This is a genomic window from Streptomyces sp. JLSY215, assembly GCF_059682825.1.
The window spans coordinates 4,723,821-4,742,257 of record NZ_CM185022.1; the positions used below are offsets into that span (position 1 = coordinate 4,723,821).

Below are 18,437 nucleotides of genomic sequence, written 5' to 3' on the forward strand. Positions count from 1 at the left end.
GGCTCAGCCCTTCCGCGGCCCGGCGTCGCCGGTGGTCCGGCCGATGTGCACGGGCTGCTGGTAGACGTTGCCGCTGTGCTGGGACATATCGCCGTGCACGGTGTAGCGGGCGCCGGAGGAACCGGGCCGGTCGTCCCCGTCCGCGGACACCTGCGCATCCCCGACGACCGCCGTATCCCCGCCAACCTCCTCGCCCTCGCGCTCGCCCCCGCCGGCCGCCGCATCCCCAACTCCCGGAATCGCGGGCGCCGTTCGCCCGGGAAGCCGGAACCAGGCGGTGACCTCGCCTTCCTTGAGCTCCAGCCGGGCCGGGACATAGTGCGCGGGCTCGATGAACTTGCCGCCGCTGCTGACCACGTCCTCGTACAGCGAGTCCGAGGTGACCTGCACGAGGTCGGCCCGCTCGGCGTCCAGCAGCCGCCGCCCGACGGCCGAGTCGGCCAGCCGGCACGCGAGGTCGACCGCGCGCCCGCTGATGCCCCGTGCGTCGTGCCGGACCGGGCCGACATGCATGCCCACCCGAAGCCCCAGGGGGACGCGCAGCGCGCGGTTCTCGTCCCGCAGGTTCTCGTGCACCTCGACCATCCACAGGCCGAGCAGCCGGGTCACCGCGATCCGGCCCGCCACCGACAGCAGCACACCGTCGCCGCGGTCCTCCATGTGTACGGCGTCCCGCGGCACGTTGGCGCCGGCGAACGCCGCTTCCAGGATCCGGTAGATCCGGGCGCGCATCCGCGGCTTGTCCACGTCGTCGTATTCGCCCGAACGCCGGGCGTCGACGCTGATCACCAACTCGTAGCGCGCTTCGGCGACATCCATCGAGTCGTCCACCCCGTGCCCCCTGTCCCCAGTCCTGATTCCCTTGTCGTCCCCATCAGCTTCGGGCCCGGGATGAAATCCGGCTGTAGCGGTTTACACACGACGGGCCGAGAGCTTCATCTCTGTTGACCGTCCGCGTCGTGATGGCCGTCCGCGAGGAGGGCGAGCAGTCCGGGATCGAGGATTTCCACCATCCGGTTGCCGGTGCGCACGACGTGCTGGGCGCGCAGCAGCCGCAGCGCCTTGGCGACGGCCTCGCGGGTGGCTCCGACGGTGGCGGCCAGCTCGTCCTGCGCCAGATGGACGACGGTGCCCGCGCGCGAGGAGCCCGGTACGGAAGGGGTGTAGGGCCCGGACGGTTCGGCCCGCGACAGCTCGGTGAGCCGGCTGGCCAGGCGCTGCAGAACGGTGAGCGAGGCGAGCGCGGACCGCTCCTGGTCGGCGCTGCGGAGCCGGAAGGTGAGCTGGCGTATCACCAGCCCGCTGACCCGCGGATGCAGGGCGAGAAAGCGACGGAACGCGTCCCCGGCGATGACCTGGGCCTCCAGGGGGCCCAGCGCGCGCACGGTGGCGCTTCGGGGATGGCTGTCCAGCGCGGCCATCTCACCGATCAGTTCACCGGGACCGCGCAGGCCGAGAATCAGCCGGGTGGCACCACGGTCCGTCGACACAGAAACGGTCACCCACCCCCGAAGAACGATCACGACGTGATGGGACCGTTCGCCCTCCGTCAGGAGAGGGGTATCGGCCACATAGTGTTTCCGGTTTCCGAGCGCCATCACGCTCTCGTTCTCACGGGTCGTCAAAGCCCGCGCGAACGCCAGCTCATCGCCGAGCAGCCCCATGGCCACTCCCCCCACGGCTGTCCGTACAGCTGATTTTCGTAGCGATGATGGTCGCAGAGCTAGGTTCTGGGTGGAGCAAATCGCGCCACGTTATGCGTACTGGCTGGTATTTATCGAACGACCAGCTAGACCGCCCGAATACCCCGCGCCCTTCCCCGACTTTCCCCGGCCACCCCCACCCGCGGCCGCCCCGGACAGCCCGCCCCGCCCTCCCTTTTCACCGACGAACCTGAGGTCATCCGGCACATCCCCCACATCCGGCGAAGCGAGCGAAGCGCCACAAGAATTCGGACACGGGAGCAGAACTTGGCAAAAACTCAGGTTTCCGCGGACGACCCCCTATCAAGGGGAGCTGACCCCTCCGCAAATACGCCGCGCCACCCCACCGAACAGCGCCGAACATCGCCGGACAAAAACCCGATGTACGGAAGCAGCGGCGGCGGGATCGCCACAGCCTCGCATCCGGGGGCGGGGCTGCCCACGACATGACAGCGCTCGCGGAGGAGCGCAAGCTGGAAGGAGTGCAGGGGGACGCCTGGCGAGCGATCGGGCGGGGCGAGCTGTACACAAGGCGTCGAGGCCCGCCGGAGGTTGCGTCGTTCCGGCGCGGAACGTCCGCCGCGTTCGTCGGGTGCTGAGAGGCGAGAGGTCACTCATGCCGCGATCCATGCGCGCGCTCGTAGCCGGCGAGGTCGGCGAGCCGAAGGATGTCCTGCGGCTGGAATCCCGGCCCGTTCCCACGCCGGCAGCCGGCCAGGCGTTGATCCGCGTGAAGGCGGCTCCGATTCACGCCAGCGATCTGCACGTGTTGCGTGGTCGCTACGGTTTCTCCCCCGAATTTCCCACTGTCGGGGGGCACATGGAATGCGTCGGCCGTATTGAGGCCCTGGGGCCGGATACCGAGGGACTGAGGATCGGCGAGCGGGTGGTGGCCGTCGCCGTCCCGGCCGTACCCGGGCCGCGTGTGGCCGGCACCTGGCAGGAATACCTTGTTGCCGATGCGCAGAGGCTTCTGCCGGCCCCCGACCGTCTGAGCGACTCCAGCGCCTGTCAACTCGCTGTCAATCCGTTGACCGCGCTGCTCCTGGTGACGCGCGAACTCGACGTACGGCCGGGGGAATGGCTGTTGCAGACGGCGGCGGGCTCCACCGTCGGCCGGCTCGTCATTCAGCTGGCCGGGCATCTGGGAATTCGCACGATCAATGTGGTGCGGCGGCCCGATGCCGTTCAGGAGATCAAAGCGCTCGGTGGCGACGAGGTCATGTGCACCGAGGACGAGGACCTGGTGCGGCGTGTGACGGAGATTGCGGGGCCGGCCGGCGTGCACAAGGCCATCGACTGTGTCGCGGGCCAGGTAGGTGCCCAGGTGTCCCAGGCATTGGCTCCGGGAGGGGAGGCCGTGGTCTACGGCGCGCTCTCCACCCATCGGCAGACCGACCCGGCGGCGCTGACGATTCCGCTGCTGGCGCGCTCGGTCATCTACGAGACCAAAGTGGTCCGTGGCTTCTGGCTGAACCGCTGGTTCGGCACTGCCTCACCCGCGGATGCGCAGCGCGCGCTGTCCGAGGTGCGCAGCCTCGTCACCGATGACGTGCTGAGCATCCCCCAAGGCCGGCCGTTCCCGCTCGAACGCTTCACCGAAGCCATCTCGTTCGCCGAAAAACCCGCGCACGGCGCCAAACCGCTCCTCGTCCTCGAAGACGTCCGGGACGAAGACGGCCGGGACGAAGAGGGCGAGTAGGGCGCGGTATGTGGATGGCGCGGTGGCCTGCGCCGGGCGGTGCAGAGGGGCAGCTGATCCGTAGCTCGATGCAGGTCGGTCAGCCCCGGACCCATGACGCACGTCACACCGCCGGGACGGTGCCGACGTTGCCGGGCGTCCCGGACCGCGTCGTCGACCAGATCATGGGGTGGGAACCGGGCGGTGCCGCGAGGGTGCGAGCGCGGTACCTCCACGCGCCTGACAGCTTCCCCAAGGCGGTGGCGCAGAAGATCGGTACGGCGATCCGGGGAAGCCCGGAAACATCCCTTGTGGACGAAGACCCGGACAACGAGGGCCGAGGAACGCCGAAGGGCCCCACCGCGAACGGTGGGGCCCTTCGACAACGTGCCCGGTGAGAGCACTGGCGGAGGATACGAGATTCGAACTCGTGAGGGGTTGCCCCCAACACGCTTTCCAAGCGTGCGCCCTAGGCCACTAGGCGAATCCTCCGCCGCAAACAATACAAGACGTTGGGGAGTGCTCGCGAACATGATCCGGAGGAGGGGGTCGCGGGGGGATCGGAGCGGGGTGGGGGCGGGAGCCGGGTTCGATTGTTGGGCGGGGGATCCGCTAGTGTGGAGCGCAGCCCCTCACGTGGCGCTATCTGACTGAACTCCCCCAGGGCCGGAAGGCAGCAAGGGTAGGTCGGCTCTGGCGGGTGCGTGGGGGGCGCTTGCGTTTGCGGAGGGGGTCTCCCCTGCGGGCAAAGCCGAGAGTTCGGGGCAGGGCCGGTTGTCAGTGGGGCCCGATATCGTCGTAAGCGTGTCGTCCCTCGCGCTGTACCGCCGCTACCGACCCGAGACCTTCGCCGAGGTCATCGGGCAAGAGCACGTAACCGATCCGCTGCAGCAGGCGTTGCGGAACAACCGCGTCAACCACGCGTATCTGTTCAGCGGGCCGCGCGGCTGCGGCAAGACGACCAGCGCGCGGATCCTGGCGCGGTGCTTGAACTGTGAGGAAGGTCCCACTCCCACGCCCTGCGGGACGTGCCACTCATGTGTGGACCTGGCCAGGAACGGGCGGGGCTCGATCGATGTGATCGAGATCGACGCGGCGTCGCACGGTGGCGTGGACGACGCCCGTGAGCTGCGGGAAAAGGCGTTCTTCGGGCCGGCCGCCAGCCGGTACAAGATCTACATCATCGACGAGGCGCACATGGTGACCTCGGCGGGCTTCAACGCCCTGCTGAAGGTCGTCGAGGAGCCGCCGGAGCATCTGAAGTTCATTTTCGCGACGACCGAGCCCGAGAAGGTCATCGGGACGATCCGGTCGCGGACGCATCACTATCCGTTCCGGCTGGTGCCGCCGGGGACGCTGCGCGAGTACCTGGGCCAGGTGTGCGGGCAGGAGGAGATCCCGGTCGAGGACGGCGTGCTGCCGCTGGTCGTCCGCGCCGGCGCCGGTTCCGTACGTGACTCGATGTCGGTGATGGACCAGCTGCTCGCCGGCGCGGGTGCCGACGGTGTGACATACGCCATGGCGACGGCTCTGCTGGGGTACACCGACGGGTCGCTGCTGGACTCCGTCGTCGAGGCATTTGCCGCGGGCGACGGGGCGGCCGCCTTCGAGGTGGTGGACCGCGTCATCGAGGGCGGCAATGATCCCCGCCGCTTCGTGGCCGACCTGCTGGAGCGGCTGCGGGATCTGGTGATCTTGGCGGCGGTGCCGGACGCGGGGGAGAAGGGGCTGATCGACGCTCCCGCCGATGTGGTGGAGCGCATGACGGCGCAGGCCTCCGTCTTCGGGGCGGCGGAGCTCAGCCGGGCCGCGGATCTCGTCAACACGGGCCTTACGGAGATGCGCGGGGCGACGTCGCCGCGGCTGCAGCTGGAGCTGATCTGCGCGCGGGTGCTGCTGCCCGCGGCATACGACGACGAGCGGTCGGTGCAGGCGCGGCTGGACCGGCTGGAGCGTGGCGCGGGCGCGATGGCGCCGGTCGGTATGAGTGGCGGGACGACTGCCGGCGGCGGTGTGGGGGCCGGGGTGCCGGTCGTCTCCTCCGGGGGCGGGCCGGCGGCCGGGTACGTGCCGGGGCCGGAGGCCCATCCGGTGGCGGCGCCCGGCGGGCCGTCCGGACCGGCTGCCGCGCGGGCCGCGGTACGGGGGGCCACGGGCAGTGGCAGTGGCAGTGAAGGCGAGGGGACGGCGGGGCAGGCGCCTTCGTCTCCGGCCCAGGCCCCTGCTCCGGCTCCGTCGGCGGGGGGGCCGGCCTCCGCGGGGGCGCCCGGCGGCTCCGATGGTGAGCACCAGCGGGCCGACCTGGGCGGCGCGGCGGCACAGGGCGGCGGGCAGACGAATGCGCCCACGCGGCCCGGAGCGTGGCCCGGAGGCACCGGCGGAGGCGCCGGCAGCGCGGGCGCCGGCGCAGGCGGGCGGCAGCCCGGTGGCTGGCCGTCGGCCGTGGCGCCGGGGCAGGGTGGCCAGGGGGCGCAAGGAGGTGCCCCCACGGGGCCGCCCGCCGCTGCGCCGCCCACCGCCGGACCGGCCGCGGCCGCACCCGCGCCCGTACAGCAGCAGCCGGGGGCCGGGGCCCCTCAGGGCGCGGCGCAGGTGCGGCAGATGTGGCCGGACATCCTGGACGCGGTCAAGGGCCGCCGGCGTTTCACCTGGATCCTGCTGAGCCAGAACGCCTCGGTGTCCGGGTTCGACGGCACGACCCTGCAGATCGGCTTCCCCAACGCCGGAGCGCGCGACAGCTTCGCGAACGGCGGCAGCGAGGAGGTCCTCAAGGACGTGCTCGCCGAGCGCTTCCATGTGCAGTGGCGGGTCGAGGCGATCGTCGACCCGTCGGGCGGCGCCAACGCGCCCGCCGGTGGCCCGCCCCGTAGCGGCGGCGGTGGGGCGGGCGGCGGCTTCGGCGGGGCGCCCGCCGCGCCGCAGCAGTCCGCGCCGCAGCCGCCCCGGCAGAGCGCCTCGGCGGCGCCCGAGGGCCCCGGCGGGCAGTACGGGCAAGGCGGGCAGGACGGCGGGTCCGGCGGCGGGAGCCAGGCCGCGCGGAGGGCGCGGGAGGCGGTGGCCCCGTCGGCCTCCGCCGGAGGCGGCCGCGGCGCGGCCGCGCCGGAGCCCTCGTACACCCCGCCGGAGCCCCCGCCCATGTCGATCGAGTACGACATGCCGGCCGAGGACGACCCGGATCTCGTCGACTCCGCGCTCAGCGGCCACGACCTGATCGTCCGGGAGCTGGGCGCAACAGTGGTGGAAGAGTTCGACAACAACGAGTGAGCGAAACGCGCGAGCGAACGGGCGTGTGAGGGGGCGAGGGGAGGTGCGCGAGTCCGTGGGTGACGCATTGTTGCGGACGGTCGCGTTCCGTCATACGGGGTGGTCGGGCGAGCGGTACGGACGGGCGCCCCTATGCCCGGATTGCCGTGGAATAGCGGCGAATACCCCTGCGCGCCGGGGCCCGCAAGGGATATCCGGGCTCCTCCGTACGGCGTAGGGCGCGGCGCGCGGGAAACACGTAGGCTCGGGCTACCGCACCAATCGTTGTCGTATGGCAGGAGTCACGTCGTGATCCCCGGTGGTCAGCCCAATATGCAGCAGCTGCTTCAGCAGGCCCAGAAGATGCAGCAGGACCTCGCGGCCGCCCAGCAGGAGCTGGCGGAGACGCCCGTCGAGGGTTCCGCGGGCGGCGGTCTGGTCAAGGCGACGGTGACCGGCTCCGGTGAGCTCAAGGGCCTGGTCATCGACCCCAAGGCGGTCGACGCCGACTCCGCGGAGGAGACGGCCGAGACCCTCGCCGACCTCGTCCTCGCGGCGGTCCGGGACGCCAACGCCAGCGCCCAGCAGCTGCAGCAGCAGAAGCTCGGTCCGCTCGCCCAGGGGCTGGGCGGCGGCAGTGGCATCCCTGGTCTCCCCTTCTGAGGAGTAGCCAACTAGCGTACGCAGCACGGCAGAAGAGAGAGAAGACGTTCCGTGTATGAAGGCGTGGTTCAGGATCTGATCGACGAGTTGGGCAGGCTGCCCGGCGTCGGTCCCAAGAGCGCGCAGCGGATCGCCTTCCACATTCTTCAGGCCGAGCCGACCGATGTGCGCCGGCTCGCGAATGCGCTGATGGAGGTCAAGGCGAAGGTCCGGTTCTGCACGACCTGCGGCAATGTCGCGCAGGAGGAGCAGTGCCGGGTCTGTCTGGACCCGCGGCGCGATCCGGCGGTCATCTGCGTCGTGGAGGAGCCCAAGGACGTCGTGGCGATCGAGCGGACGCGGGAATTCCGCGGCCGCTACCACGTCCTCGGTGGGGCGATCAGCCCGATCGAGGGCGTGGGCCCCGACGATCTGCGGATACGGGAACTCCTGGCCAGGCTCGCGGACGGCACCGTCACCGAGCTGATCCTGGCCACCGACCCGAATCTCGAGGGCGAGGCCACGGCCACCTATCTGGCCCGCATGATCAAACCCATGGGCCTGAGAGTGACGCGACTGGCGAGTGGACTGCCGGTCGGTGGTGATCTGGAGTACGCGGACGAGGTCACGCTCGGGCGGGCCTTCGAAGGGAGGAGACTTCTCGATGTCTGATGCCACGCTGCACAACGCGACACAGGACCCGGACGACTTCGCCGTATCGATCTCCGACTCGATCGAGAGTTTCATCGTCGCGGTGACGGAGGTCGCCAAGGGTGACGAGCCGGACAGCGCGGTGCCCTTCCTGCTGCTGGAGATCTCCCAGCTGCTGCTCACCGGCGGCCGGCTGGGCGCCCACGAGGACATCGTCCCGGAGGAGCGTTACGAGCCCGACACCGGGCCGGAGGCGGATGTGGACGAGCTGCGGGAGCGGTTCGCCGCGCTGCTCGACCCCGTGGACGTCTACTCCGAGGTCTTCGACCCGTATGTGCCGCGTTCGGAGCCGGTGCCCTGCCGGATCTCCGACGACCTCGCCGACATCGTCACCGATCTGCGGCACGGCCTGGCGCACTACCGCGCCGGCCGGATCGTCGAGGCCCTGTGGTGGTGGCAGTTCTCCTACCTCACGAACTGGGGCCCGACCGCCTCCGCCGCGCTGCGCGCCCTCCAGTCGCTGGTCGCCCACGTACGCCTCGACCAGCCGCTGGACGAGCTGGACGGCCTGGACACGGACAGTGGCACCGACGGCGACGAGGACCGGCTGGCCGAGGAGGCCGGGAGGGTCATGGCGGCGGAGATCGCCGGGCCGCTGGGTCTGCGGGGGATGTGAGCGGCCGGGGGTGCGCGGACGACTCGTGGCGTGTGACCTGAGTTACGTTCCCGTGTGTCCCGGCCCGTAGCGGGCATGTGCTGGCCGAGCGGGCGTGAGGATGCGCCCCGCGGATCCGCCGCCGGACGTGGTGCTCACGGGTGATCCCGAAGTGATCACTTACTGAGTTTCGTGTCTCACGATGTGGTATTCACGGGGCGGACTCCGCTTGCTCGTTAGACTGAGCCGACCGCAGTACCCCCATTTCCGGGGGTCCGGGAGGAAACTCCCGAAGAGACAGTTGCGAGGAGCGCACGTGGGCCTTGTCGTGCAGAAGTACGGCGGCTCATCCGTTGCGGATGCCGAGGGCATCAAGCGCGTTGCCAAGCGAGTCGTCGAAGCCAAGAAGAACGGCCACCAGGTGGTCGTCGTGGTTTCGGCGATGGGCGACACGACGGACGAGCTGATCGATCTCGCTCAGGAAGTGTCCCCGATTCCGTCGGGGCGCGAGTTCGACATGCTGCTGACCGCCGGAGAGCGGATCTCCATGGCCCTGCTGGCGATGGCGATCAAAAACCTCGGCCATGAAGCGCAGTCCTTCACCGGCAGTCAGGCCGGCGTCATCACCGACTCCGTGCACAACAAGGCACGGATCATCGACGTCACGCCGGGCCGGATCAAGGACTCGGTCGACGAGGGCAATATCGCCATCGTCGCCGGCTTCCAGGGTGTGTCCCAGGACAAGAAGGACATCACGACGCTGGGCCGCGGCGGCTCGGACACCACCGCCGTCGCGCTGGCGGCGGCGCTGGACGCCGAGGTCTGCGAGATCTACACCGATGTGGACGGTGTCTTCACCGCCGACCCGCGGGTCGTGAAGAAGGCCCGGAAGATCGACTGGATCTCCTTCGAGGACATGCTGGAGCTGGCCAGCTCCGGCTCCAAGGTGCTGCTGCACCGCTGCGTCGAGTACGCACGCCGTTACAACATCCCGATCCACGTCCGCTCCTCCTTCTCGGGGCTGAAGGGCACGTGGGTCAGCAACGAACCGCAAGGGGACCAGCCGATGGAGCAGGCAATCATCTCGGGCGTCGCACACGACACCTCCGAGGCGAAGGTCACGGTCGTCGGAGTCCCGGACAAGCCGGGCGAGGCCGCTCGGATCTTCCGCGCCATCGCGGACTCCGAGGTCAACATCGACATGGTCGTGCAGAACGTGTCGGCCGCGTCGACCGGGCTGACCGACATCTCCTTCACGCTGCCGAAGGACGAGGGCCGCAAGGCCGTCGCCGCGCTGGAGCGCACCCGGGCCGCGGTCGGCTTCGACTCGCTGCGCTACGACGACCAGATCGCCAAGATCTCGCTGGTCGGCGCCGGGATGAAGACCAACCCGGGCGTCACGGCGACCTTCTTCGAGGCGCTGTCGAACGCGGGCGTGAACATCGAGCTCATCTCGACCTCCGAGATCCGCATCTCGGTCGTCACCCGCGCCGATGACGTCAAGGAAGCCGTACAGGCCGTCCACAGTGCCTTCGGTCTCGACACCGAAAGCGACGAGGCCGTCGTGTACGGCGGTACCGGTCGCTGATCGGCGCCGCACGATGATTCCGGCCGAGGCGGGCCGTCCGTCCCACGAAGTCTTCGCGGGGGCGGACGCCCGCGCGGCCCGCAAGCCGCATCTCGCCGTCGTCGGCGCCACCGGCGCCGTCGGCTCGGTGCTGCTCGGCATCCTGTCCGAGCACGCCGACATCTGGGGCGAGATCCGGCTGATCGCCTCCCCCCGTTCGGCCGGCCGCAAGCTGACCGTGCGGGGCGAGGAAGTCGAGGTCGTCGCGCTGAGCGAGGACGTCTTCGACGGCATCGACGTCGCGATGTTCGACGTACCGGAAGAGATTTCCGCGCAGTGGGCACCGGTCGCGGTGGCCAAGGGCGCGGTCGTGGTGGACAACTCGGGCGCGTTCCGGATGGATCCGGACGTGCCCCTTGTCGTGCCCGAGGTCAATGCGTGCGCGGCCCGGGTACGGCCGCGCGGGATCATCGCCATCCCCAACTGCACGACCCTCTCGATGATCGTCACGCTGGGCGCGCTGCATGCCGAGTACGGCCTGAGCGAGCTGATCGTCTCCGCGTACCAGGCCGCCTCGGGCGTGGGGCAGGCCGGCATCGACACGCTGCGGGCGCAGCTCTCGGCGGTGGCCGGTACGGAGCTGGGGACGACGCCGGGCGATGTCCGGCGGGCCGTCGGGGACACGCTGGGGCCGTTCCCGGCGCCGATCGCGCTCAATGTCGTGCCGTGGGCCGGGTCGCTCCAGGAGGGCGGCTGGTCCTCGGAGGAGCTGAAGGTCCGTGACGAAACCCGCAAGATCCTGGGGCTGCCCGATCTGCGGGTGACCGCGACCTGCGTACGGGTGCCGGTGATCACGGCCCATTCGCTGACCGTGCACGCGCGGTTCGAGAACGAGGTCACGGTCGCCGGCGCACACGAGATCCTGGCCGCGGCCCCGGGCGTGGTGCTGAGCGACGATCCGGCGGAGGGGGAATTCCCGACGCCCGCCGATGTGGTGGGGACGGATCCGGCCTGGGTGGGGCGGGTGCGGCGGTCGCTGGACGATCCCCGGGCGCTGGAGCTGTTCGTGTGCGGGGACAACCTGCGCAAGGGCGCGGCGCTGAATACGGCGCAGGTGGGGGAGCTGGTGGCGGGGGAGTTGCCGGGGGCCTCGTCGTAGCCTGCCGCCGTGGGCCGGCGGTCGCTGAGGGGTGTCTTCGCGATCGTTGCCGTGGTGTGTCTTCGCGGGCAGGCTTCCGTGGTGCGTTTCCGTGGTGCGTCTCCATGGCGCGTCTCCGTGGTGCGTCTTCATGGCGCCTCTTCGTCCGCCGCCCTTGTTTGTCCCGGTGACTTGGCGGGTTCGGGTGTCGCGGGCCTGATCCCTCAGAGATACTTTGTGTACGCCCTGTGTGACGTGTGAAGATTTTGTGAGCGATTATCGGTCTGGGCCGCTTGGTCCGGGTTGACGAATCGTTCGACTGTTCGGTCCCGTCACACTGCAACCGGCGGCTGGGTGGGAGGCGTCTTTCGGGCCGTCTCGCGCGGAGGGTTCCAGGGCGCCCGTGGGTCGCCGTGGGGCCTCGGATCGTAGGGCGAATGCGTCGGAAATATGGGGCATTGAGGAAGAGCTGGTACGCATGAGGGCATTTGATGCATCGTCAAAGGCGGTGCCTTGCGCGTACAACCCTTGTGGGGGGAAGCGTGTCCAACAGGCGTGGCAGAGGTACTCGGATTCACCATCGCCCCAGGAGGCACCGCAGGCGCAGCAGTGCGCCCGCCGCGCCCCCGTGCGTCCGGCGGAATGCCGGTGATCGCCCCATGGCCCACCGCGCGTCCCGCACAGGTTCCTTCTCAGCGTGGGGACACTGACGACGCGATGGCAGCGGGCACAACAGTCGATCACCTCACCGAGACCTACCGCGCGCACTACCGCTCACTGCTCGGCCTCGCCGCGCTGCTCCTCGACGACACCGCCTCCTGCGAGGACGTCGTCCAAGAGGCCTTCATCCGCGTGCACTCCGCGCGCGGACGGGTGCGCGACCCCGAGAAGACCCTCGCCTACCTCCGCCAGACGGTCGTCAATCTCTCGCGCTCCGCGCTGCGCCGCCGCATCCTCGGGCTGAAGCTGCTCTCCAAGCCGATGCCGGACATGGCGAGCGCCGAGGAGGGCGCGTACGACCTGCTGGAACGGGATCAGCTGATCCAGGCGATGCGCGGACTCCAACGGCGGCAGCGCGAGGTGCTGGTGCTGCGCTACTTCGCCGATATGACCGAGGCGCAGGTCGCCGAGACGCTGGGGATATCGCTCGGCTCGGTCAAGGCGTACGGGTCGCGGGGAATCGCGGCGCTTCGCGTCGCGATGGAGGCTCCGGCATGAGTGGGAAGGTGTTCGGTCCGTACGAACCGGCCGATCGGTTCGATCGGGCCGATCGGCTCGACCGGGTCGGCCGATTCGATCGGCTTGAGAGGCCTGAGCGGTCCGAGAGGTCCGAGAGGCTTGAGCGGTGGGGGGCTCAGCGCGGGCCGGGAAGAGCGGTTCCGTCGTCGCGGACGGTGGGTTCTTATGGGGCGGTCGGCGGCGCACGTGGTGGCCGCGGGGTGCCGGGTGAAGTGGTGCGTGGGTTGTACATGGTGGGTGAGCAGGGAGGCTCCGGAGGGGCCGCGGGCTCTGGGGGAGCCGGCGGTGCCGAGGGCGGCGGTGTGACCGGGGGCGTTCCTGGGGCTGCTTCCGGGGCTGCTTCTGGTGGTGTTCCCGGTGGTGTTCCCGGTGGCGTTCCCGGTGGTACAGGTGGTCTTCAGCCTGAAGATGGGCCTGAGTTCGGTGAAGGTGCCGAGTTCAGCGAGGGTCCCGGGTGCGCGGATGACGGGGGCTCCGACAGCGAGCGCGCGCACGGTGGCAGCGGCGGCCGCGATGGGGGCGGTGTCCGCGGGCTCGAAACCGGTGGCGGAGGTCTCGGCGGCGAGGACGAGCTGCGGCGGCTGCTACAGGCCCGGGTCGGTGACCTGGAGCCCGCGCCGGACGCGCTGCAACGGCTGCGGCGCGCGGTGCCGGCCCGCCGTCAGCGCCGTCGGCACGTCGTCGTGGGCGCGGCCGCCGCGCTGCTGCTCGGCGGCACGTCGATCCCCGCCATGGTGCACGTAGCGAACCTCGACGGCTCCGCCGAGGACCGGTCTGCCAACGCCGCCAGCAGCCAGCGTGCCCACGGCGATACCGAGGGCGCCCACGGCGAGGGCACCGAGCACGCCTTCCCGCAGCCGACCGGCAAGGACGGCAAGCGGCCGGGCCCGGACAAGCCCAAGGGCAAGGACGGCCGGCCGGCGGACAAGAACGGCACGGGCCATGGCGCCGACGCCGGCACCCCGGCCCCGGACGAGACGATGGACGTCACTTCCCCGGCCTGCAGTCGTGACCAGCTCGGTCAGGGCACCGGCACGGTTGGCCCGGCGGACTCGGCCGGCCGCGTCTACGGATCGTTCCGGGTGGTCAACACGTCCGGTACGGCCTGCTCGGTCGAGGGCGGCGGAGATGTCGGCGTGACCGCGCAGGGCGCCACGAACGCCGACCGTATCCACGTCGTCGACCACACCTCGGGCGACGAAGCCACCGGCCTGCCCGACCCGGCCACCACTCCCGACCAGCTGGTTCTCAAGCCGGGCGAGGCGTACGAGGTCAAGTTCGCCTGGATCCCGGAAGCGGGCGGCGGGCCGACCGGGTGCGTCAATCCGGGACCCACACCGACCCCGGACCCCACGAAGGGCGCCGGCGAGTCCCCGGACTCCGGGGCAGCGGCGAGCGGTGACGGCACCGGAAGCGGCCAGGCGGGCGGCGCCGACGGTACGGGCGGCGGCGATGGCGGGGGCGCGGCGCCCGGGGGAGTGGTCCTCAGCCATACGCCGGAGGCCGGTGAGCCCGCCGCGGCCGATGCCAAGATCCCCGACGCGTGTGCCGGCACGGTGTACCGGACCGAGGCGCTGGCGGCGCAGTAGCGGGCGCGGGCGGCCGGTGACGCGGGTACGGCTGCGGAGGGGGCGGCGTAGCGGGGGGCTTGGCGTGCGCTGCCGCGAAGGGGGCGGCGTGCGGGGGCTTGGCGTGCGCGGCCGGGGGTGGGGCGGGGTACCGGGCCGCGCGGGGTGCGGCTTGACCCCGTATGCCCTCCGTGGGCGCTCCTCGGCCCTTCCTCGTGCGCTCGGTGTGAGCGGAAGCGGGCCGGGGAGGGGGCGGTGCTGCCCCGCCGTTCGGGCCCCGTACCGTTGGTGGGGTGTATCGGTTCCTGCTGACCCCGCGGTGGTGGGGGATCAACGTCTTCGCCCTGCTGGCGATTCCCTTCTGCATCTTCATGGGCAGCTGGCAGCTGAGCCGCTTCGAGGATCGCGTCGATACGCACCACCAGCAAGAGGACCGCTCCGCCCAGGCCAAGGCCGCGGCCGCCCGGCCGTTGGCGAGCCTGCTGCCGGTCGACCAGATCACCTCGGGCCGCCAGGCCAGCGCCCGCGGGCACTATGACACCGCCCACCAACTGCTCGTACCGGACCGCACTTTGCGGGACAAGGGCGAGCGGCGGGGCTTCTATGTGCTGACCTTGCTGCGTACGGACTCCGGCCGGGCCCTCCCGGTCGTACGGGGCTGGCTGCCCGGCGACGCGAACGACAAGGCCGACCGGGCGAAGGTACCCGCGCCGCCGAAGGGCGAGGTGACGGTCACCGGGGCGCTGCAGGCCTCCGAGAACCAGGGCACCGATGGGGTGCGGGCCGACGGTGGGCTGCCGCGGGGCCAGCTCGGCATGATCAGCGCGGCGTCGCTGGTGAACATCGTGCCGTACAAGGTCTACGACGCCTGGATCACGCTCAGCGAAGCCCCGGCCCCGCTGCACGCCGTCCCGCCGACCGCCGCCGAGGGCAGCGGCCTGGACCTGAAGGCCTTCCAGAACCTCGGCTACACCGGGGAATGGTTCGTCTTCGCGGGCTTCGTCGTGTTCATGTGGTTCCGCCTCTTCCGCCGCGAGGCCGAGGCGGCGAAGGACGCGGCACTGGGCATCCTCCCGGGGGACACCGCGGCTACGGCTACGGCTACGGCGAAGCGGGACGGCGGCGAGGGCGAGGGCACGGATGGGGGCGGGGAGAGGCCTGTGGCTCACGTCTGAACGGTGCGCCTTGGGGGGCTCCCCCCCCGCCCCCTCCCCCCGCCCCCGCCTCCCCACGCCGTCACTCGGACCGCAAGATCATCTGAACCTGAGCGGATTCGAGCGCGCTCGGGCTCGAGCCCGAGCGGATTCGAGCCCGGGCCGACTCGTGCCCGCCCAGCGGCGGGCACGACTCGCCCAGTTATCGCTTCCCCTCTCCCGTCACATACCGCTGCGCGAATTCGAGCTCCAGGCGGACCTGCTTGATGCGCTCCTCCACCACGAGGGAGCCGTGCCCGGCGTCATAGCGATAGACCTCGTGGGGGTGTCCGCGCTGTTCCAGCCGCTCCACGTAGTTCTCCACCTGGCGGATGGGGCAGCGGGGATCGTTGACGCCCGCGGAGATGTAGACCGGCGCCCGTACCTCGTCCACATACGTCAGCGGTGACGATGCCGTGAAGCGCTCCGGGACCTCCTCGGGCGTGCCGCCCAGCAGCGTCCGGTCCATGGCCTTCAGGGCTTCCATTTCGTCGTGGTACGCCGTGACGTAGTCCGCGACCGGGACCGCCGCCAGGCCCACGGCCCACACCTCCGGCTGTGTGCCGAGGCCGAGCAGTGTCAGATAGCCGCCCCACGAGCCGCCGGCCAGTATCAGCCGCTTCGGGTCGGCGAGCCCCGACGAGACCGCCCACGTGCGCACCGCGTCGATGTCCTCCAGCTCGATCAGGCCGACGCGATGCTTGAGCGCATCCGTCCACGCGCGGCCGTAGCCGGTGGAACCGCGGTAGTTGACGCGGACGACCGCGAAGCCGTGGTCCACCCAGGCCGCCGGGGACGAGGCGAACGCGTCGCTGTCGTGCCAGGTCGGGCCGCCGTGGATGTCGAAGATCGTGGGGAAGGGGCCCTCGCCGGCGGGCCGCTGCACCAGTGCGTGGATACGGCCGCCGGGGCCCTCCACCCACGCGTCGGTCACGGGCACCGACCCGGGTGCCTTCATCCCGGGCGGGTCCAGCACGACCTTGCCGCTCGTGGACCGCACCTCCGGCGGCTGCGCCGCGGAGGACCACAGGAACTCCACCGTCCCGTCCGGCCGGGCCGTCGCGCCCGAGACCGTACCCGCCGGGGTCTCCACCCGGGTCAGCGCATGCCCGGACCCGGAGTCGGCACCGTCCGCCGTACCGTCGCCGCCCGCCGCGCCCAGGTCGTAGCGCCACAGCTCGCTCCGCGCCTGGTACTCGTGCTCCACCAGCAGCGCCGACCCGTCCGGGTACCAGTCCGCCCCCACGTCGCCAGGAAGGTCTATCTCCAGGGCCGTCTCCACCCCGGTCACCGGATCCCAGATCATCGGCTCCCAGCGGCCCCGCCGCTGATGGCCCACCAGCAGCCGGGCGTCACCGTCCACCGGGGCGAAGCCCATCACCGACAGCCCCAGCTCCTCGGTGCCGCCGTTGGTGTCGTCCAGCTCCGCAACCGTCGAGCCGTCCGCCCGTACGACACGGATCGCGGAGTGCATCGCATCGCCGTGTTCGGTGTGCTCGATGGCGATCAGCGAGCCGTCGTGCGAGAGGTCGCCGACGCCTGCCGATTCGCGGTGGCGGTATATCTCCACCGGCGGCTTCCCGGGCCGTACGACATGAACGGTCGTACCCTCCTCGTCGGTGGAGCGCCCGACGACCGCCGTGCCGTCCCGGCCGATCGACAGCCCCGCGGGATACGAGGCGTCCAGACCCGGAGTGGCCGGCTCATCCGGGCCGCCCGCGAACGGCTGGCGCATCCAGACGCCGAACTCGTCCCCGTCCGTGTCGGAGAACCACCAGATCCACTCGCCGTCCGGCGACAGCGTCCCGTCCGTCGTGCCGTTCGGCCGGTCCGTCGCCTGCCGCTGGGCGCCGGTCGCGCGGTCCCATGCGTACAACTCGAAGGTGCCGGTGGCGTTGGAGACGAACAGGGAACGGTCCGGGGCGTGCTCGGCCCAGTCCGGCAGGCCGATCCGGGGCGCACGGAAGCGCTTCTCCCAGTCGGGGAGGTCCCCGGAGTGAGGCGAGCCCGTGGTGCCCGTAGTGCCCGCGGAGCCGGTCGGGACGGCGGAGCCGGTGGCGTCGCTGGAGCTGGTCGAAGGGGTCTGAGGGCTTGGACGGTGCGGGTCGGGGGCCTGGGCGGAGCCGGTGGTCTCGTTCGTCATGCGCCCATTCTGCGCCCGGCGCCACAAATGCGTTGGCGAGGCCCTCAGCCTGTGGATAACTTCGCCGCATGCACACCCATACCGGTCCCGACGACTGGCGCGAGACCAACCGCGCGAGGTGGGACGAACGCGTGGCCATCCACACCGCGAGCGATTATTACGACCAGGACCGATTCCGCCGGGCCCGGGACGTGATCCGCGACTTCGAGACCGCGGAGGTCGGCGATGTCACCGGCCGCACCCTTCTCCATCTCCAGTGCCACTTCGGCCAGGACACCCTTTCCTGGGCGCACCGTGGCGCGGCCCACGTCGTCGGCCTGGACTTCTCCGAACCCGCCATCGAGACCGCCCGTGAGCTGGCCGCCGAACTCGGCTACGGCCCCGACCGTGCGTCCTTCGTCGCCGCCGACGTCTACGACGCCGCCGAAGCCGTCCCCGACTCGTCGTACGACATCGTCTACACCGGCATCGGCGCCCTGAACTGGCTCCCGGACCTGACCCGCTGGGCCGAGACCGCCGCCTCCCTCGTCGCCCCCGGTGGCTTCCTCTACCTCGCCGAATTCCACCCGCTGTGCGACGCCCTGGACGAGGAAACGGGATCGCGGATCACCTACGACTACTTCAGCCGCGACGCCTGGGTGGAGGAAACCTCGGGGACGTATACGGATTTCGGCGCGCCGACCGTCAACAACCGCAGCGTCGAGTGGCAGCACCCGATCGGTGATGTGGTCACCGCCCTGGCCGGCACCGGGCTGCGGATCGACTTCCTGCACGAACACGACATGACCATGTTCGAGCGGTTCAGGGCGCTGCGCCGTAACGACGACGGCTACTACCGGTTTCCTGACGGCCGCCCGCGTATTCCCCTTATGTATTCGGTGAAGGCGACCCGTCCTCGGTGACCAGGGCGTGGTGACCAGGGCGTGGTGAGCGGGTCGTGGTGAGCGGGTCCGGGGGGAGGGGAGGTTGGGGGGAGGAGGTTGCGGTGGGCGGTGTGTCGTTTGTGGTTGCCCG

General features: G+C 70.9%; 15 protein-coding genes, 1 tRNA gene, 1 other RNA gene and 1 pseudogene. 13 read left to right on the plus strand and 5 right to left on the minus strand.

Annotated elements, in window-relative coordinates; translation table 11 throughout:
* Positions 1 to 3: 3 nt before the first annotated feature.
* Together AC5677_RS21150 and AC5677_RS21155 are read right to left on the minus strand one after the other, a co-directional pair.
* Positions 4 to 831 (minus strand): nucleotidyl cyclase domain-containing protein, encoded by an 828-nt coding sequence (locus tag AC5677_RS21150; RefSeq protein WP_497189490.1) that lies wholly within the window; start codon positions 829 to 831, stop codon positions 4 to 6.
* Positions 832 to 935: 104 nt separating this feature from the next.
* Entirely contained in the window at positions 936 to 1,664 is a 729-nt protein-coding gene (locus AC5677_RS21155) for a Crp/Fnr family transcriptional regulator (RefSeq protein ID WP_497189491.1), read from the minus strand.
* A gap of 667 nt (positions 1,665 to 2,331) precedes the next feature.
* Here AC5677_RS21155 and AC5677_RS21160 point away from each other — a divergent pair.
* Together AC5677_RS21160 and AC5677_RS21165 are read left to right on the plus strand one after the other, a co-directional pair.
* Positions 2,332 to 3,405 (plus strand): zinc-dependent alcohol dehydrogenase family protein, encoded by a 1,074-nt coding sequence (locus tag AC5677_RS21160; RefSeq protein WP_497189492.1) that lies wholly within the window; start codon positions 2,332 to 2,334, stop codon positions 3,403 to 3,405.
* Positions 3,406 to 3,491: 86 nt separating this feature from the next.
* Positions 3,492 to 3,719, plus strand: a pseudogene (locus AC5677_RS21165) (site-specific integrase); the annotation flags it as partial.
* A gap of 69 nt (positions 3,720 to 3,788) precedes the next feature.
* On the opposite strand, the gene AC5677_RS21170 reads toward AC5677_RS21165, so the two are convergent.
* Positions 3,789 to 3,876, minus strand: a tRNA-Ser gene (locus AC5677_RS21170).
* Positions 3,877 to 4,007: 131 nt separating this feature from the next.
* On the opposite strand from AC5677_RS21170, the gene ffs reads away from it, so the two are divergent.
* The 8 genes from ffs to AC5677_RS21210 all read left to right on the plus strand — a co-directional run bounded on the left by ffs (position 4,008) and on the right by AC5677_RS21210 (position 12,498).
* Positions 4,008 to 4,106, plus strand: an RNA gene (gene ffs / locus AC5677_RS21175) — signal recognition particle sRNA small type.
* 82 nt (positions 4,107 to 4,188) lie between these two features.
* Positions 4,189 to 6,648 (plus strand): DNA polymerase III subunit gamma and tau, encoded by a 2,460-nt coding sequence (locus tag AC5677_RS21180; protein WP_497189493.1) that lies wholly within the window; start codon positions 4,189 to 4,191, stop codon positions 6,646 to 6,648.
* A 288-nt stretch (positions 6,649 to 6,936) separates the two neighbouring features.
* Complete coding sequence (locus AC5677_RS21185) at positions 6,937 to 7,290, plus strand: YbaB/EbfC family nucleoid-associated protein (protein WP_497189494.1); 354 nt, start codon at positions 6,937 to 6,939, stop codon at positions 7,288 to 7,290.
* A 51-nt stretch (positions 7,291 to 7,341) separates the two neighbouring features.
* Positions 7,342 to 7,941, plus strand: a complete 600-nt coding sequence (gene recR, locus AC5677_RS21190; protein ID WP_497189495.1) for a recombination mediator RecR — start codon at positions 7,342 to 7,344, stop codon at positions 7,939 to 7,941.
* Entirely contained in the window at positions 7,934 to 8,596 is a 663-nt protein-coding gene (locus AC5677_RS21195) for a DUF5063 domain-containing protein (protein WP_497189496.1), read from the plus strand. The genes recR and AC5677_RS21195 overlap by 8 nt, the downstream gene beginning before the upstream one ends.
* A gap of 295 nt (positions 8,597 to 8,891) precedes the next feature.
* Complete coding sequence (locus AC5677_RS21200) at positions 8,892 to 10,163, plus strand: aspartate kinase (RefSeq protein WP_403499081.1); 1,272 nt, start codon at positions 8,892 to 8,894, stop codon at positions 10,161 to 10,163.
* 13 nt (positions 10,164 to 10,176) lie between these two features.
* Entirely contained in the window at positions 10,177 to 11,301 is a 1,125-nt protein-coding gene (locus AC5677_RS21205) for an aspartate-semialdehyde dehydrogenase (RefSeq protein ID WP_497189497.1), read from the plus strand.
* A 534-nt stretch (positions 11,302 to 11,835) separates the two neighbouring features.
* Positions 11,836 to 12,498 (plus strand): SigE family RNA polymerase sigma factor, encoded by a 663-nt coding sequence (locus AC5677_RS21210; RefSeq protein ID WP_497189498.1) that lies wholly within the window; start codon positions 11,836 to 11,838, stop codon positions 12,496 to 12,498.
* Between the two features lie 605 nt (positions 12,499 to 13,103).
* Here the strand turns inward: AC5677_RS21210 and AC5677_RS21215 are convergent.
* Complete coding sequence (locus AC5677_RS21215; RefSeq protein WP_497189499.1) at positions 13,104 to 13,259, minus strand: hypothetical protein; 156 nt, start codon at positions 13,257 to 13,259, stop codon at positions 13,104 to 13,106.
* Here AC5677_RS21215 and AC5677_RS21220 point away from each other — a divergent pair.
* Positions 13,251 to 14,108 (plus strand): hypothetical protein, encoded by an 858-nt coding sequence (locus AC5677_RS21220; RefSeq protein WP_497189500.1) that lies wholly within the window; start codon positions 13,251 to 13,253, stop codon positions 14,106 to 14,108. The genes AC5677_RS21215 and AC5677_RS21220 overlap by 9 nt on opposite strands.
* Before the next feature lie 272 nt (positions 14,109 to 14,380).
* Entirely contained in the window at positions 14,381 to 15,262 is an 882-nt protein-coding gene (locus AC5677_RS21225) for an SURF1 family protein (protein WP_497189501.1), read from the plus strand.
* A gap of 181 nt (positions 15,263 to 15,443) precedes the next feature.
* Here the strand turns inward: AC5677_RS21225 and AC5677_RS21230 are convergent, their stop codons facing one another.
* Positions 15,444 to 17,423, minus strand: coding sequence for a S9 family peptidase (locus AC5677_RS21230; protein WP_497189502.1), 1,980 nt, complete (start codon positions 17,421 to 17,423; stop codon positions 15,444 to 15,446).
* A gap of 68 nt (positions 17,424 to 17,491) precedes the next feature.
* Here AC5677_RS21230 and AC5677_RS21235 point away from each other — a divergent pair, with 68 nt between their 5' ends.
* A complete protein-coding gene (locus AC5677_RS21235) occupies positions 17,492 to 18,325 on the plus strand; it encodes a class I SAM-dependent methyltransferase (protein WP_497189503.1) in 834 nt (277 codons plus the stop codon).
* The last annotated feature ends 112 nt before the right edge of the window (positions 18,326 to 18,437 follow it).

What these genes read in the sequence shown, in the direction of transcription:
- AC5677_RS21235 (WP_497189503.1), top strand. Translation starts at nt 17,492, where the DNA reads ATGCACACCCATACCGGTCCCGACGACTGGCGCGAGACCAACCGCGCG.
- AC5677_RS21195 (WP_497189496.1), top strand. Translation starts at nt 7,934, where the DNA reads ATGTCTGATGCCACGCTGCACAACGCGACACAGGACCCGGACGACTTC.
- AC5677_RS21160 (WP_497189492.1), top strand. Translation starts at nt 2,332, where the DNA reads ATGCGCGCGCTCGTAGCCGGCGAGGTCGGCGAGCCGAAGGATGTCCTG.
- AC5677_RS21220 (WP_497189500.1), top strand. Translation starts at nt 13,251, where the DNA reads ATGGTGCACGTAGCGAACCTCGACGGCTCCGCCGAGGACCGGTCTGCC.
- AC5677_RS21155 (WP_497189491.1), bottom strand. Translation starts at nt 1,664, where the DNA reads ATGGGGCTGCTCGGCGATGAGCTGGCGTTCGCGCGGGCTTTGACGACC.
- AC5677_RS21205 (WP_497189497.1), top strand. Translation starts at nt 10,177, where the DNA reads ATGATTCCGGCCGAGGCGGGCCGTCCGTCCCACGAAGTCTTCGCGGGG.
- AC5677_RS21230 (WP_497189502.1), bottom strand. Translation starts at nt 17,423, where the DNA reads ATGACGAACGAGACCACCGGCTCCGCCCAGGCCCCCGACCCGCACCGT.